The following is a 13,073-nucleotide window of genomic DNA, read 5'->3' as shown; positions in this document are numbered from 1 at the left end:
GGCTGACACCCGGTCCACCCAACTCCACAGAAAGGGGCCATCCGATGGCCGTTTCCCCCGTTCGCCTCAACCACGCAGTGCTCTTCGTCGCCGATCTCGAACGGTCGGTGCGCTTCTACACCGACGTGTTCGGGATGGAGGTCATCGCCCGCGAGCCCCGCGCCAACGCCGCTTTCCTTCGTTCCTTGCGTTCGGGGAACCATCATGACCTCGGTCTGTTCGGCGTCGGCACTGCGTCCGGTCCGAAGCGGCGCGGCGCCAACGGCCTCTACCACCTGGCCTGGCAGCTCGACACCATCGACGAGCTGGCCGCCGCCCGCCAAACGCTGCTCGATGCCGGCGCCTACACCGGCGAGTCCAGCCACGGCGCCACCAAGAGCATCTACGGCGCCGACCCTGACGGCAACGAGTTCGAGCTGATGTGGATGCTGCCCCGCGACGCCTGGGGCGAGTTCGAGCACACGGCCCCGGTCGAGCACCTCGACCTCGCCGGCGAGCTCGCCCGCTGGTCGGGCGTGCCCACCGCCAGCACTGTCGTGGCCGACATCGAGGAGGCACCGTCATGACCGCCTTCATCGAACCGGGATCCCCCTGGGCGTCGACGGTGGCGCCCGTCACCGGGCTCCTGTAGACGCCCTCCCGCTGCGACCCAGCCCACGACAGACGACGTGGCTGGGAGAGCCGAGGGCCGCGGTTTCGTCGGGCAACCAGTCCGAAGGTCGCGGACGAATCTGCTGTTCAGAAGCCGTGCGGACGACGGATCTCAACAGGCTGGGTGTGAGATCGCGGGACGCGGCGAAGGGCCGCACCGAGATGCGGCCCTTCTGACCAGGAGCTTTGGTGGCGGGGGCAGGATTTGAACCTGCGACCTTCGGGTTATGAGCCCTCTGAGACTGTTCTCCACAACCCTTGCCAGATCAACGATTTTCGGGGTTTCGCCTGACAGGTCGGGGCTTGTGACGCTCGGGCTGCTGCGCGGCCGTGACCGTTGTTCTCCGCTGTTTGCCGATATGCCGTTGCATCTGTGTTGCATGGATGCCGTTCTCGGCGGCAAGCCGCCACTTCCAGGTGTCGGCCACTCAGAGTGCCAACAGCGCTCGATCGCGGCGAGGGCGTCGCCCAGGTCAGTCGGCATCGGTCACCCGTCGGCAGCCCTGTCGACGCAACCGCTGCCGGGCGGCGTCATCGAAAGACGGGCTGATTCGAGCGCCCGTCGGAGTTGATCGATCGTGGGTGACCCGGCTGCTCCATCGGGCGTCTGGTAGATGCGGCAGGACAGACCGACCGGCGCCTCGGGATCGGCGAACAGGTCAGTTCCGTTGACGTGGATGCTGGGCGAACCCCGGAAACGGGTCCGCTCGGCCGCCTCGGGTGTATCCACGAGAACTCGCTCGACGTCGAAGCCGGGGATCTCGTCAGCGAGTTGGCCCAGGCGGTCCGCCGCAGTCCGCCAGGTCGGACAATCATCGAAGTGAGCAGCGACACCTTCACGCTGCCATCGTACGGCGCCGCGGCGCTCGGCGTCCTACGCTTGAAGGTGAGCGCGGGCGGTGCGCTTCCGGTCCGCGGAAAGGGCAAGCCCAACTGCAGCTGATTGATCACGCTCGCGACCAAGAGAACTCGGCCGACTGGCGCAGCGGGGGTCCCCCTGGCTCGTGAGGGTCAGTTCGCCAGTTTCAGGATCCGACGGGCGCCGTTGGCGACGATGGTGAAGATGATTGCTCCTGCGATCAGGTCGGGTGCCGAGCTGTCGGTGAACGCCACGACGATCGCGGCGAAGATGACGAGGGCGTTGACCTTGATGTCGTTGGCCGTGAAGATCCAGCTCGCTTGGAAGTGAGCTTCGCTAGAGCGGACTCTTCGCAACACCACCAGTGTGGCGACGTTGCCTGCCAGCGCCAGAAGCGACACCACGATCATCGGCCCGACCTCGGGCAGCGCGTCGTCGCTCACGAACCTGCGGACAACTTCTCCGAGCCCGACGACGGCCAGGCCGAACTGGAGGTAGCCGCTTGTTCGAGCGAGCCGGTTCTTCCGAACCGTGCTCGTGCCAACAGCGAGAAGACTCAACGCATAGACCGCAGCGTCAGCACCCATGTCGAGGGCATCGGCCACGAGACCCATCGACCGGCTCACCAGCCCTGCGGTGAGCTCGCCGACGAAGAACAGCGCGTTCACAACCAACGCAAACACGAGCGCCGGCCGCTCACGGCCACTGTCGGCGACAGCATCAAGCTCGCCGCCGTCGCCGAGGTGCGTCGTGCCCAGGTCGAGTGACTGGAGCGCAGCATCGACCGCGTCGGTTTCGATGCGATGCTGCACTGCCACCTGCCGGGCGTCGAGATCGACGGCGACCTGCTCGATGCCGGTCAGTTCGCCCAGGCGCATACGGACGAGCTGCTCCTCAGCGGTGCAATCCATGGCGTCGACGCGGAATCGGCTGACCGTCATCGACGAGCCCCCGCGGCGCGGCCGATCAGTGGGACGAACCGGCCCACCTCCGCCGCGTACTGCCCATATCCAGTCCCGTGCAGCCGGCGGAGGTGCGGCTCTTCGACGAAGCGCACCTGCATCTCGATCGCCACCACCAAACACACCACGGCAATGACAGCGATCACGTTCGGCACCATGACCGCAAAACCGACCGCGGTGAAGATCATCGCGGTGAAGATCGGGTTGCGGACGAGACCGAAGACGCCAGAGGTCACCAGGCCGGTGACCTCGGTGCGGTCGATCCCGATCCGCCACTCGCTCCCCATCCCGACCTGAGCTGCATAGGTCAAACCGATACCCGCGACCGCGACGACCACGCCAACCCACCGCAGCGCATCGTTGTCCCACAGGGGCTCCACACCGGCCATCGCTGCGATCGGCGCGCCGACCGCACCAGCGAACGCAACGAGCAACAACACGTACGCAACCCGTTCCACTATCGATGCATCCGCAGCGAACGCTCCCGGTCGGATGCCGGAGTCACCGGTGTCACGCTTCTGCACCAAGGACCGCACCACGAAGATCACCACGAACCAGACACCGAACAGAACGAGGGCAGCAGTGTTCACCAGGCCACCTCCTCGCAGCCGACATGACTGTCAGGCTCGACCTGGAACGTTCCGTGGACGATCCCGAAGTCGTGTTCGAGCAGATGACGGGCCTGATCGAGCACCCCATGACTTTCAACACCGCTAACGGTGACGAGATGGGCGGATCCGGCGTCCATCTCCGAGGTCAAGGTCCACACGTGAAGGTCATGGACATCGACGACTCCGTCGATCGATTCGAGGCTGTCGGCCAGCTCATCGAGGTCGACATGATCGGGCGCGGCCTGGAGCAGCACTCGCACGGCTCGGCGTCCGAGGCGCCAGGTGCGCGGGAGGATCCAGAGTCCGATAAGCGCGCCGATGACGGGGTCGATCCAGCCCCAACCGAATACCTCCAGCAGCACTGCGGCGATGATGACGCCGACCGATCCGACGGTGTCGGCGAGCACCTCGAGGTACGCGCCCTCGACGTTCAATGACTCCTTCGAACCCTCTCGCAGCAACGCAAACGCGACCAGGTTTGCGATGAGGCCGAGGATGGCGACGACGAGCATCTGCACCCCGAGCACCTCGTGCTCGTCGAAGAGCCGGCGGCCGGCCTCGATGAGCACCCAGATCGCGACACCGAACAGCAGCAGCGCATTGACAAACGCCGCCAAGATCTCCAACCGGTACAAACCGAACGTGTGGCTCGACCGGACTGTGGCCGAGCGGGCCTCGAAACGCGACGCCAACTGGATCGCGGCCAGCGCCATACCGATCCCGATCACATCAGTCAGCATGTGTCCGGCATCGGACAACAACGCGAGTGAGTTCGTCAGAAACCCGGCAACCGCCTCGACGACGAAGAACCCGCCGATGATGACGAACGCCGCCAGCAGCCGGCCGCGATGACGTTCGCCCGCGCGAGCCAGCCCGGTTCCGTGGTCGTGATCGCCACCCACTATTCGCCCCCGTGCTTGTGGGAGACGTGCTCACGCGAGACGTCGAGAAGCATGCGGACATGGGCGTCATCGAGCCGGTAGAAGACATTGCGGCCATCACGACGATTCCGAACCGCCCCCGCGCTACGCAGCAAGCGCAGCGCCTGCGACACCTTCGTATCCGACGTGCCCACCACCTCGGCCAGGTCGCACACACACAACTCGCCCGCCTCCAACAACGCATACAAGATCCGCACCCGTGTGGGGTCACCGAGCAATCGGAACAACTCCGCCAGATCAGACGCCACGTCGACATCGATCAGCGATTCCGCCACGACCGCAACCCGAGCCGCATCGGTCACCGCAACTGCACACCCATCCAACCCGGATACCTCTGATACCTGCATATGTGTGAAGGTATAGTGCTCCGCCTAGTTCGTCAACGGCGCACCGGACCTCGAACCCGCGAGCGCCATGGACTACATCGCGCTGAGCCGCGTCAACGAAGCAACCGGCATCCCCGCCTGCTCGGCTGCGCTGACGAACGCAACTCCGGCACGATGGGCCGAAGTGTGCCGAGACGACTCGGGCGACCGTGTTGCGATCAGGGCGTTGCTCGGCTGAAACAAATTCGGCGTCGCCCAGCACGTCCGGGTCGCCGTTCGCCGACGACGGAACCATCGTCGGTCATGGCTGTGACTTCCCGGCAACACCCGGTGACGGGAGACCGATTCCCGCATGGAGGATGTGGCAGACATCGTCGTTGTCACAGTCGGCGGGGTCGAGGACCTCGCTGCGCTCCAACAAGTGCTCAAGCTCGCCTTCGAGTGCCCCGAGTTGCCGTTGGCGTTCCCGCACCTCGGCCAGTTTCGCTTCGAGCAGCGCACCGACATGGGTGCACGGCGCAGCCCCATCGCTGCGGATGTCGATGATGCTTCCGATCTCAGCCAGTGTCAGCCCTGCCGCCTGGGCCGATCTGATGAAACGGCCGCGCTGGAGCGCGACTTCGTCGTAGAGCCGGTAACCGTTGGGCGCCCGCTCCGGGCGCGGTAGCAAGCCACGCCGTTCGTAGAACCTGACTGTCTGGGTAGGGACCCCGAGTGCGTCCGAGAACTCACCGATCAACATCCTCACACGATACGCCTTGACCTTGATCCGTGGTTCAAGGTTTATCGTCGAGAAATGGACGTGACACTGCTCTACTTCGACGACTGCCCGAACTGGCTCGAAGCCGATGCCCACCTACGCACCCTGGCGGCCGAACGGCGCGATCTTCACATCACGCGACGGATCGTCGACACCCCCGAGGCAGCCGAGGAGACCCAGTTCCGCGGATCACCCAGCATCCTCGTCGACGGCCTCGACATCTTCGCCGACGCCGACGCACCGGTCGGGTTGTCGTGCCGGGTGTACCAAACGCCCGACGGCACGGCCGGCGCGCCGACGATCGAACAACTGCGCGAAGTGTTGTGTCGTGGCTGAGAGAGAAAGCTCTGCGAGCCTTGTTGCCCTTGGCGCCGTCGGGCTCGGTGTCTGCTGCGGAATACCGCTGTTGTTGTCGGCCGGCATTCTCGGAGCTCTCTCCGGCGCCGGCCTTGGCAGTTGGCTTCTGATCATCGCCGGCCTCGCCGTCGCCGCGGTCGGGCTCGGCCGCTCGCAGCAGCGCAGCCGCGCCGTGCCTCGTGCGAGCGCTGACAGCCAAGAATCCATTGCTTCTGACCGAAAGACCCTGCCATGACCACTCCCTATGACCTGATCGTGATCGGCGCGGGCATGGCCGGCGTCGAGGCCGCCAAGAAATGCGCCTCGAAAGGCTGGCGAGTCGCCATCGTCGACGAACTCCCCTACGGCGGCACCTGCGCCCTCCGGGGCTGTGACCCCAAGAAGATCCTGCGACGCGGCGCCGAGCTCATCGACAGCGCCCGACTGATGCAGGGCAGAGGCATCGACGACGACGGCCTGTCGATCAACTGGGCCGACCTCATGAAACACAAACGCGGCTTCACCGACCCCGTCCCCCAGAACATGGAGCGGAGCCTTACCGGCAACGGCGTGGAGACCATCCACGGCACCGCCACCTTCACCGGCACCAACTTCGTCGACATCGACGGCGCAGCGCACGAGTCGTCACATTTCATGATCGCCACCGGCGCCCGACCCAAACCACTGGGATTCCCCGGCGCCGATCAACTCATCGACAGCACCGACTTTTTGAACCTCGAGGAACTCCCCGCCCGCATCCTCTTCGTCGGCGGCGGCTTCATCTCGTTCGAGTTCGCTCACATCGCCGCCCGTGCCGGCAGCCGCCCCGTCATCGTCGACCGCGGCGACAGACCGCTCAAAGGGTTCGACCCCGACCTCGTCGAGCTCCTCATCACCCGGGGCGCCGAGGTCGGCATCAATGTCCAACGCGAGAGCGTCGTCACCGCGATCGAGCCTCAACCGTCAGGTTTGAGAGTCACCGTCGAACGAGCCGGAACCGAGACCACCATCGAGACCGACCTCGTTGTCCACGGCGCCGGCCGGATCCCGCAGCTGTCCCGACTGGGCCTCGACGCGGCCGGCGTGGCCTGCGGCGAAAAGGGTGTGGACGTTGCCGGCCACCTCCAGAGCACCACCAACCCAGCTGTGTACGCCGGCGGCGATGCCGCCGACTCTCCCGGCATGGCGCTCACGCCGGTCGCTGTGTTCGAAGGCAAGGTCGCCGCGTCGAACATGCTCACGGACTCCGCCGTGGTGCCCGACTACAACGGCGTCCCCACCGCCGTGTTCACGATCCCCGAACTCGCCCGCGTTGGCCTCCTCGAGGCAGACGCCAGCGCCGAGGGAATCGACCTCGACGTCCGCTATTCCGATACCAGCGGCTGGTACTCGAACTACCGGATCGGCGAAACCGCCGCTGCGGTCAAGATCCTCGTCGACAAGACCACCGACACCATCGTCGGCGCTCACATGTTCGGACCCGAGTACGGCGAACTCATCAACTTCTGCGCCCTCGCCATGAAACTCGGCCTCACCACCCGCCAACTCAAATCCATGACCGCCGCCTACCCCACTGTCACCGCCGACCTCGGCTCGATGCTCTGACAAGCGTGCAAGCGAGCGCGGTCTGTTCGAATAGGAACGTCGACGCGACGATCCGGCGCCCGTCCTCGTCCAATCGAGGTCCGCTGGGTAGCCCCGGCCCGTCGGCGTTCATCGTGGCGCGTACATGATGACCGCCACTCCCAGCAGGCACGCCGTCGCGCCGGCCACGTCGAAGCGGTCGGGTCGGAAGCCCTCGACAGCCATACCCCAGGCCAGGGATCCGGCGACGAATACTCCACCGTAGGCCGCGAGGATTCGTCCGAAGTTGTTCTCGGGCTGGAAGGTGGCCACGAAGCCGTAGGCACCCAACGCAGCGATTCCTGCGCCAATCCAGATGAACCCGCGATTCTCGCGAACGCCTTGCCACACCAGCCACGCACCGCCGATCTCGGCCAGGGCAGCAATCGCGAAGAGCGCCAAGGACCGTCCAACCGTCACGAGCGTGACCCTCGGACCGTCGCGTCGAAGCTGGCCGTGAAACTCATCTCGCGTGCTCGATGATCGGACAGACGGACGCCTCGCCGCCCTGCGATGCATCCAGCGAGCACAGCCGCGCCCGCAGTACTTGCAGTTCCACGATCCGCTGGTCGATCTCGGCAACCTTGGCGTCGACCATGGCTTCGACGCGCCCGCATGGCCGTTCGTCGGTGTCGGCCAACTCCAACACCCGACCGATATCGAAGAGCGTGAGCCCGAGCGACTTGGCCGACTTGATGAACAGCAGTCGCTCGACCGTTGCGTCGTCGTAGTCTCGGTAGCCCGCGTGCGTTCGTTCGGGTTTCGTCAGCAGGCCCTGCTCTTCATAGAACCGAACAGTCCGAGCCGCGACACCTGCATGTTCTGCCAGTTCGCTGATCCACATGCAGTCGACATTAGGGGGCACAGCACTTGACCCGGCACCTGGGTGCGGGGTGCAAGCTGGCCCCATGGACAGATCTCCGATCCGCTACTCACTGCTCGTGCTCGCCATCGTCGCCGTCGGGTTGGCCGGGTTCGTCGGCTATGTCGCCTACCCCCGCTTCGACCTCCCGAGAGGAAGCGGCATCGGCCTGGTCGGCCTCGCGGCGGCCGCCGGTGTCGCATCATTCTTCTCGCCCTGCTCGTTCCCGCTCCTCGCCACCCTGCTGATCAGAGAGAGCCGACCAGGCGACCCCGGGTCGGTCCGGGTCCGCCGCGCCGTCGGACGGGCCATCTGGATCGCCGGCGGCGCTGCGACCTTCGTGATCATGCTGGGTCTGGTCATCGCCGCCGGTGGCGCCGGACTGGCTAGTTCGGTCACGTTCGACTCGTTGGCTGGGCGAACGTTGCGTGGTGTTGTCGGTGGGGGCCTGATCATCTTCGGCCTCATCCAGATCGGCATCATCAGAGCGAACCTCCGCCGGTTCGAACCTGCTGTTCACCGCCTGCTCGGCCGACAAGCGGCGTTGCGGCGCCGACGCCCGGTCGCCGGATTCTTCGTGTTCGGGTTCGCGTATCTTGCTGCCGGGTTCGGTTGAACGGGTCCCATCACGGCCGGTCTGGCCGTCCAAGCGCTCTCGGCCGGTGGGTTCGACGCCGCCCTGCTCGCCTACGTCGTCGCGGCCGCCACCCTCGTGATCCTCATCCTCGGCGCCGCGGTCGCCGTGTCCATCAGCCAAGTAGCCACCGTCGAGCGACTCGGCGCCGCCACACCCACCATCAAACGCTGGGGAGGCTGGGTCCTCCTCATCGTTGGAACCTGGTTCGTCCTCCTCTCGATCTTTTCCAACACATTCGAAGACCTCTTCCCCGTCTGAGGCGAGAACCTTCACGGCTCGCGCTACAAGCAAGAAGGACCGTTTGCCACTACGACATTGTGTCGTTTAGGCCGACGGCCGCCCGGGTATTGCCTCCTTCAATCGACACGAAGGAGTCATCATGGACGTAGCCAGCGACGGTCAGCCCCGTTTCGGAGACGACAATCAACCTGCCGCGGCCGAGCGACGCGCCGATACCGAGGAAAACGAATCGGCGCAGTCCGGATCTGGGGTGCACGTGAGCTATTGGCGCTTCGGAGCGATGATCGCCACGTCGACTGCAGTGATGTTCGCTCTGATGTATCTGAACACTTACGCATGGGACCACGTCCGCTGGAGCGAGACCCGCTTCTTCATGGCCTTCGTGATGGGCGCCGCAATGGCGGTGATCATGCTCGGATTCATGTTGTCGATGTTCAAGGACGCGAGAATCAACATCGGTATCGTCTTGGCGTCGATCGCGGTCTTCGCCGGGGCTCTGTGGCTGGTCCGGAGTCAGGAGACCGTGCAGGACCAGTCGTACATGCGAGCGATGATTCCCCACCACTCGATCGCGATTCTCACGAGCGAACGTTCAGAGCTCGAGGATCTGCGGGTCTGCGAGTTGGCGGTCGAGATCATCGAAGCCCAGCGTCGTGAGATCGCCGAAATGGACTGGCTCATCGACGACATCGCGAGCAACGGACCGGCCGACTCGGTCGAGGTAGCCGAAGCGCGACCGGTGCCCGACTTCACCGGATCGAGTAGCCGGACCTGCGCTGGCCAGTTCGGGAACTGAGGTCGGAAAGACGGCCGCGTCCTCGAACGACTGCAGGCCTCCGCGGGCGCCGACCGCTCGGCTCAGTTGATGCCCGGGTGTTCCTTGTTGAAAATGTCCGTGGCCTGCCAGCCGTCGTATTCCGGAAGCCAGACGTGGAGGAGCCAGATGCCCGAGGAGTCCACATTGGTCCCACCCAGAGCGGCGCACTCGGCGTCGGTGGTGTTGTCGCCGACGATGGTGCCGTTGCGATAGCACAGCGTCTGGTGCGCGTGCCAGTGATCGTTGCTGCCGGCGAAGCCTTCGGGGGGCGGGTTTCCGCTCCCTGTGTTGACCGCCCAGACCATCCCCGTCAGCTGCCCGCTCCGGCGATTGCTGTCATACATCAACATCGTCGGGCGGCTCCAGTCGAAGGAAGTCGGGATGCCATAGCTCGGGTCGAGATGATGGGTTCCTTGGCCCGGGATCCAGGGAGCAAGTCGGAACCAACCTGCATCTTCGGCGTCGCCAGCCGTCGGGAACTGCTCTGCGAACTCGACGGCGTTCGTGAGATGGATGTCGAGTGCGAGACACTCGGTCGACGTCAACGGCCCCTTGGGTTCGTCGTAGGGGAAGTGAGCTCCGCCCTGGTGTCCCTCACCGTGGCCGTCGTTGATCTCCGTGTCGGTCGGGTCGCAGTAGAACTCCCGCTCAGCGCCCCCGACGTCCCAGTCGGCCAACTCGCACCCTGAGGCGAACAACATGAGCGAGAGCACAACAACGATACTGCGGCGTTGGAACACGGGGCCTCCTCTAGACACGCCTTCGACCCTACGCTCCAGCGGGATCACCTTCAAATCTCGTGCCGGCTACCAACGCGAGAAGGCCAGCTGCTGAGAATCCGACGATCTGAGCGGTACCGAGACCCGCTCCGAAGGGACGTACCGCAATCAGAACGAGCGGCAGCAAGCTCGCCAGGAGGAGAGCGACCACTCCAGCTGCGGCGACGCGACTGGTTCCGAACGGCCGCAAACGTGCGGCTGCGCCGGAGGTCGCCACAACCGCGAGGTGGAGAGCGAAGCCCACGTACCCGTGCAGGTCGTGAGAGGCGGAGTCGGCGCCAGCTCTGATGACCACCTCGCAGACGTCGTCAACCGGTGAACAGTCGAGGGGCAGGATCGCCAGCAGCGCTGCACACACACCGACGACAACCAACCCGACGCCCAGGCCCCTCGGCAGCCATCGGTACCCCATCCAACTGATCGCAGCACCGAGCACCCCCAGCGACACGGCGAAGAACGTTGGCGCAGGGGCGCCGTCCGAGCCGAAGTAGCTCAATGGATCCCGAAGGGCGCTGTGCTCTCCGTCAGCCCACGAACTACCAACGAGGACCACAGCGAAGACTGCGATCGCCATTGCGAACACGACGAGCGACGATCGGTCGAGTCCCGCAAGGCGATCCGGATCTTGGCGGCGCACGTCGCCACACTACGGCTACTGCTCGAAACCTTGCCGTTCCTGTTCGGCGCGTACGAACGCGATGACCGCGTCGACCTCCTCGCCCGTCAGCCCGTCGATCGACGGCATGTCGCCGAAGTTCCAGTGATGTTGCGCGGCACCGTTGGCGATGGCGTTGCGGAAGGACGCGTCAGTGTGATGATTGGGCTCGTACACGATCGACAGATGTGACGGGCCCTTGTCGGTGCCTTGGAGGTCGGCTCCGTGGCACGATGCACACGTCTGGGCGTAGACCTCCGCGCCCAACTGGATGGACCCCGGACCCGCCACCGCCGCCGTATCGCCGTCACCCGAGCCACAGCCGCCGAGACCGACAACGAGTGCCGCTGCCACGATCACCGTGGTGGGGAGAAGCGCCTTCATGGCGTGGAGGCCGCGCCCATCAACAGGGCGGTGGCGATCACCACGCCCACGAGCGCCAAGGCTTCGGCGCTGACCACGAGCCGGAAGCGGTGCGCGAGATCGGGGTGGTCTCCGGCGCGTTCCATCGCAGGGATCAGAACCTTGTGGTTGTAGCCGCCGGCACATGCGGCAGCAGCCACGAGAAGCGTCTTGATCAGCAGGGTCCGCCCCCATTCGGTGGCCCACAGCTCCGACGGTGAGTCGAGCACGATCACGGTCAGGGCCAAGCCGGCGACCCCCACCACAACGAGCGCCAACGTCGCGACGACCGAGAATCGCATCGCGAGTTGCAGCGAACGAGGTGCATGGCCGCGGCGGTGACGCCGCCAGAGCACGGCCACCAGCATCAGCACCCCGCCGGCCCACACCGCGCCACCGGCGACATGAACCACATCCGCAAACCCGGTCCAGACCCGGCTCCCCGTGGTCACGGTGTGGCCGTCGAACAGATGCGAACCCACCAGCGCGAGCGCTCCGACAACGGCCCAACCGGAGTCGATCGTCGGCCGCCACGCGTGATCACCCTGGTGGACGTACGGCTCGGACATCCCGGACGCCAGGGCGGGTCGCGTCGCATCGTCACCGATCGTCCCCCCGGCGCTGCGGGATCCGGCCCCGACGCCAACGAGTTCCTTTATCGCGACGACCGGATCCGGGGCGAACTCGACCGGGGCGATGTAGAGGTCGGCTCCCGATGTCAGCGCGAGACCGCCAGCGATGCGCAGCGCGACGGCTATGCCGAAGGGCGCCGTGACCACCGCGGCGACGGTGGACGGCGACGACAGCGCGGTCCACTCGCCTCCGCCTTCAACTGCTACTTGGGCTACGAGCTCAGCGGCTGCTCCGAGGACGACGAGGACGCCCGCCCGTCGCACCCAGTAGAGGACGTAGGCGACATCGCGGTGGTGACCGCGCAGGACGACCGCTGCGAAGACCAGCGCGCCAACGCCGATCAGTGTTCCGATCAGCGTGACCACACGAGCGGCGGCGCCCACCTGCTGCGCAACGGCGGACGATGAGGCGTCGGTTGCCAAGAAGCTGTCGAGGTCCACTTCGGCTGGTTCAGCGGGCGCCTCACCGAGCGAGGCGCCTGTCGAGGCCTGCGCCGTTTCGTCGTTGGCGCCTCCATCCAGTTCGCTCGCGGCAGAGCGGGCTGTGGTCGTGAAGCTGAAGCTCCCTTCGATCGGGTGCGCGTCCGGCGCCTTGACCATCCAGCGAACGCCTACCGTGCCATCCACGAGCGCCGGATCGAAGCGAAGTGTCCATGTGAGCCCGTCGGCGGTGGTTGCCTGCGTGGGCTCGCGCACCACGCCGGACGAGTCCAGGATCTGGAATCCCTCCCCGGTCGGCTCGGCCTCGCCGCTGAAGACGAGCGTGATGATCTCGACAGGCTGATCGACCGTCGAACCGTCGCTCGGCTCCGACGACTCGAACCCGGTGTGAGCCGCCGCCGGAGTTGCGAGAACGATGACGGCCGCCACAGGGAGCAGCAATGCGCCGAGCAGGCGGAGGGAGAGTTTCACGAGTACCTCGTCAAGAGATTGAAGGTTGGCCGGCTGTCTCGGAGGCACTCCGCCCCTGGCCTGTGCCC

The 13,073-nt window shown here is 65.7% G+C and carries 16 protein-coding genes; 6 read left to right on the top strand and 10 right to left on the bottom strand.

Annotated features, from left to right (window positions below; translation table 11 throughout):
- The first annotated feature begins 44 nt into the window (after positions 1-44).
- A complete protein-coding gene (locus R8F63_21000; protein MDW3221091.1) occupies positions 45-566 on the top strand; it encodes a VOC family protein in 522 nt (173 codons plus the stop codon).
- A gap of 1,096 nt (positions 567-1,662) precedes the next feature.
- Here R8F63_21000 and R8F63_20995 read toward each other — a convergent pair.
- The 5 genes from R8F63_20995 to R8F63_20975 form a co-directional block, all read right to left on the bottom strand.
- Complete coding sequence (locus tag R8F63_20995; GenBank protein MDW3221090.1) at positions 1,663-2,451, bottom strand: cation transporter; 789 nt, start codon at positions 2,449-2,451, stop codon at positions 1,663-1,665.
- Positions 2,448-3,062 (bottom strand): isoprenylcysteine carboxylmethyltransferase family protein, encoded by a 615-nt coding sequence (locus tag R8F63_20990; protein MDW3221089.1) that lies wholly within the window; start codon positions 3,060-3,062, stop codon positions 2,448-2,450. The genes R8F63_20995 and R8F63_20990 overlap by 4 nt, the downstream gene beginning before the upstream one ends.
- On the bottom strand, positions 3,059-3,985 hold the full coding sequence (locus tag R8F63_20985) for a cation diffusion facilitator family transporter (GenBank protein ID MDW3221088.1): 927 nt from the start codon (positions 3,983-3,985) through the stop codon (positions 3,059-3,061). Before R8F63_20985 ends, R8F63_20990 begins: the two co-directional genes overlap by 4 nt.
- Positions 3,985-4,299, bottom strand: coding sequence for a metalloregulator ArsR/SmtB family transcription factor (locus R8F63_20980; GenBank protein ID MDW3221087.1), 315 nt, complete (start codon positions 4,297-4,299; stop codon positions 3,985-3,987). Before R8F63_20980 ends, R8F63_20985 begins: the two co-directional genes overlap by 1 nt.
- A gap of 352 nt (positions 4,300-4,651) precedes the next feature.
- A complete protein-coding gene (locus R8F63_20975) occupies positions 4,652-5,092 on the bottom strand; it encodes a heavy metal-responsive transcriptional regulator (protein ID MDW3221086.1) in 441 nt (146 codons plus the stop codon).
- 54 nt (positions 5,093-5,146) lie between these two features.
- Here R8F63_20975 and R8F63_20970 point away from each other — a divergent pair, with 54 nt between their 5' ends.
- Both R8F63_20970 and R8F63_20965 read left to right on the top strand, forming a co-directional pair.
- Positions 5,147-5,446, top strand: a complete 300-nt coding sequence (locus R8F63_20970) for a thioredoxin family protein (protein MDW3221085.1) — start codon at positions 5,147-5,149, stop codon at positions 5,444-5,446.
- Positions 5,447-5,698: 252 nt separating this feature from the next.
- Entirely contained in the window at positions 5,699-7,051 is a 1,353-nt protein-coding gene (locus R8F63_20965) for an NAD(P)/FAD-dependent oxidoreductase (protein ID MDW3221084.1), read from the top strand.
- A gap of 108 nt (positions 7,052-7,159) precedes the next feature.
- Here the strand turns inward: R8F63_20965 and R8F63_20960 are convergent, their stop codons facing one another.
- Entirely contained in the window at positions 7,160-7,471 is a 312-nt protein-coding gene (locus R8F63_20960; GenBank protein ID MDW3221083.1) for a YnfA family protein, read from the bottom strand.
- Positions 7,472-7,532: 61 nt separating this feature from the next.
- Positions 7,533-7,913 carry a heavy metal-responsive transcriptional regulator gene (locus tag R8F63_20955; protein ID MDW3221082.1) on the bottom strand — a complete coding sequence of 127 codons (381 nt, stop codon included), beginning with the start codon at positions 7,911-7,913 and terminating at the stop codon, positions 7,533-7,535.
- A gap of 64 nt (positions 7,914-7,977) precedes the next feature.
- Between R8F63_20955 and R8F63_20950 the strand changes: the two genes are divergently transcribed.
- The 3 genes from R8F63_20950 to R8F63_20940 all read left to right on the top strand — a co-directional run bounded on the left by R8F63_20950 (position 7,978) and on the right by R8F63_20940 (position 9,604).
- Positions 7,978-8,547, top strand: a complete 570-nt coding sequence (locus tag R8F63_20950; protein ID MDW3221081.1) for a cytochrome c biogenesis protein CcdA — start codon at positions 7,978-7,980, stop codon at positions 8,545-8,547.
- Positions 8,548-8,643: 96 nt separating this feature from the next.
- Positions 8,644-8,826: a hypothetical protein gene (locus tag R8F63_20945; GenBank protein ID MDW3221080.1), complete on the top strand. Its 183-nt coding sequence runs from the start codon at positions 8,644-8,646 to the stop codon at positions 8,824-8,826.
- Between the two features lie 298 nt (positions 8,827-9,124).
- Positions 9,125-9,604 (top strand): DUF305 domain-containing protein, encoded by a 480-nt coding sequence (locus tag R8F63_20940; protein MDW3221079.1) that lies wholly within the window; start codon positions 9,125-9,127, stop codon positions 9,602-9,604.
- Positions 9,605-9,666: 62 nt separating this feature from the next.
- Here the strand turns inward: R8F63_20940 and R8F63_20935 are convergent, their stop codons facing one another.
- The 3 genes from R8F63_20935 to R8F63_20925 form a co-directional block, all read right to left on the bottom strand.
- Positions 9,667-10,326 carry a hypothetical protein gene (locus R8F63_20935; protein MDW3221078.1) on the bottom strand — a complete coding sequence of 220 codons (660 nt, stop codon included), beginning with the start codon at positions 10,324-10,326 and terminating at the stop codon, positions 9,667-9,669.
- 730 nt (positions 10,327-11,056) lie between these two features.
- On the bottom strand, positions 11,057-11,443 hold the full coding sequence (locus tag R8F63_20930; protein ID MDW3221077.1) for a cytochrome c: 387 nt from the start codon (positions 11,441-11,443) through the stop codon (positions 11,057-11,059).
- On the bottom strand, positions 11,440-12,963 hold the full coding sequence (locus tag R8F63_20925; protein MDW3221076.1) for a CopD family protein: 1,524 nt from the start codon (positions 12,961-12,963) through the stop codon (positions 11,440-11,442). The genes R8F63_20930 and R8F63_20925 overlap by 4 nt, the downstream gene beginning before the upstream one ends.
- Positions 12,964-13,073: the final 110 nt, after the last annotated feature.

This window comes from Acidimicrobiales bacterium, from assembly GCA_033344915.1.
Classification (GTDB): domain Bacteria; phylum Actinomycetota; class Acidimicrobiia; order Acidimicrobiales; family Aldehydirespiratoraceae; genus JAJRXC01.
This window is presented reverse-complemented; position numbering and strand designations above follow the sequence as displayed.

Coding starts and splice junctions, on each gene's coding strand:
- R8F63_21000 (MDW3221091.1), top strand. CDS start 45: ATGGCCGTTTCCCCCGTTCGCCTCAACCACGCAGTGCTCTTCGTCGCC.
- R8F63_20995 (MDW3221090.1), bottom strand. CDS start 2,451: ATGACGGTCAGCCGATTCCGCGTCGACGCCATGGATTGCACCGCTGAG.
- R8F63_20975 (MDW3221086.1), bottom strand. CDS start 5,092: ATGTTGATCGGTGAGTTCTCGGACGCACTCGGGGTCCCTACCCAGACA.
- R8F63_20970 (MDW3221085.1), top strand. CDS start 5,147: ATGGACGTGACACTGCTCTACTTCGACGACTGCCCGAACTGGCTCGAA.
- R8F63_20965 (MDW3221084.1), top strand. CDS start 5,699: ATGACCACTCCCTATGACCTGATCGTGATCGGCGCGGGCATGGCCGGC.
- R8F63_20955 (MDW3221082.1), bottom strand. CDS start 7,913: ATGTGGATCAGCGAACTGGCAGAACATGCAGGTGTCGCGGCTCGGACT.
- R8F63_20950 (MDW3221081.1), top strand. CDS start 7,978: ATGGACAGATCTCCGATCCGCTACTCACTGCTCGTGCTCGCCATCGTC.
- R8F63_20940 (MDW3221079.1), top strand. CDS start 9,125: ATGTATCTGAACACTTACGCATGGGACCACGTCCGCTGGAGCGAGACC.
- R8F63_20935 (MDW3221078.1), bottom strand. CDS start 10,326: ATGTTGTTCGCCTCAGGGTGCGAGTTGGCCGACTGGGACGTCGGGGGC.
- R8F63_20930 (MDW3221077.1), bottom strand. CDS start 11,443: ATGAAGGCGCTTCTCCCCACCACGGTGATCGTGGCAGCGGCACTCGTT.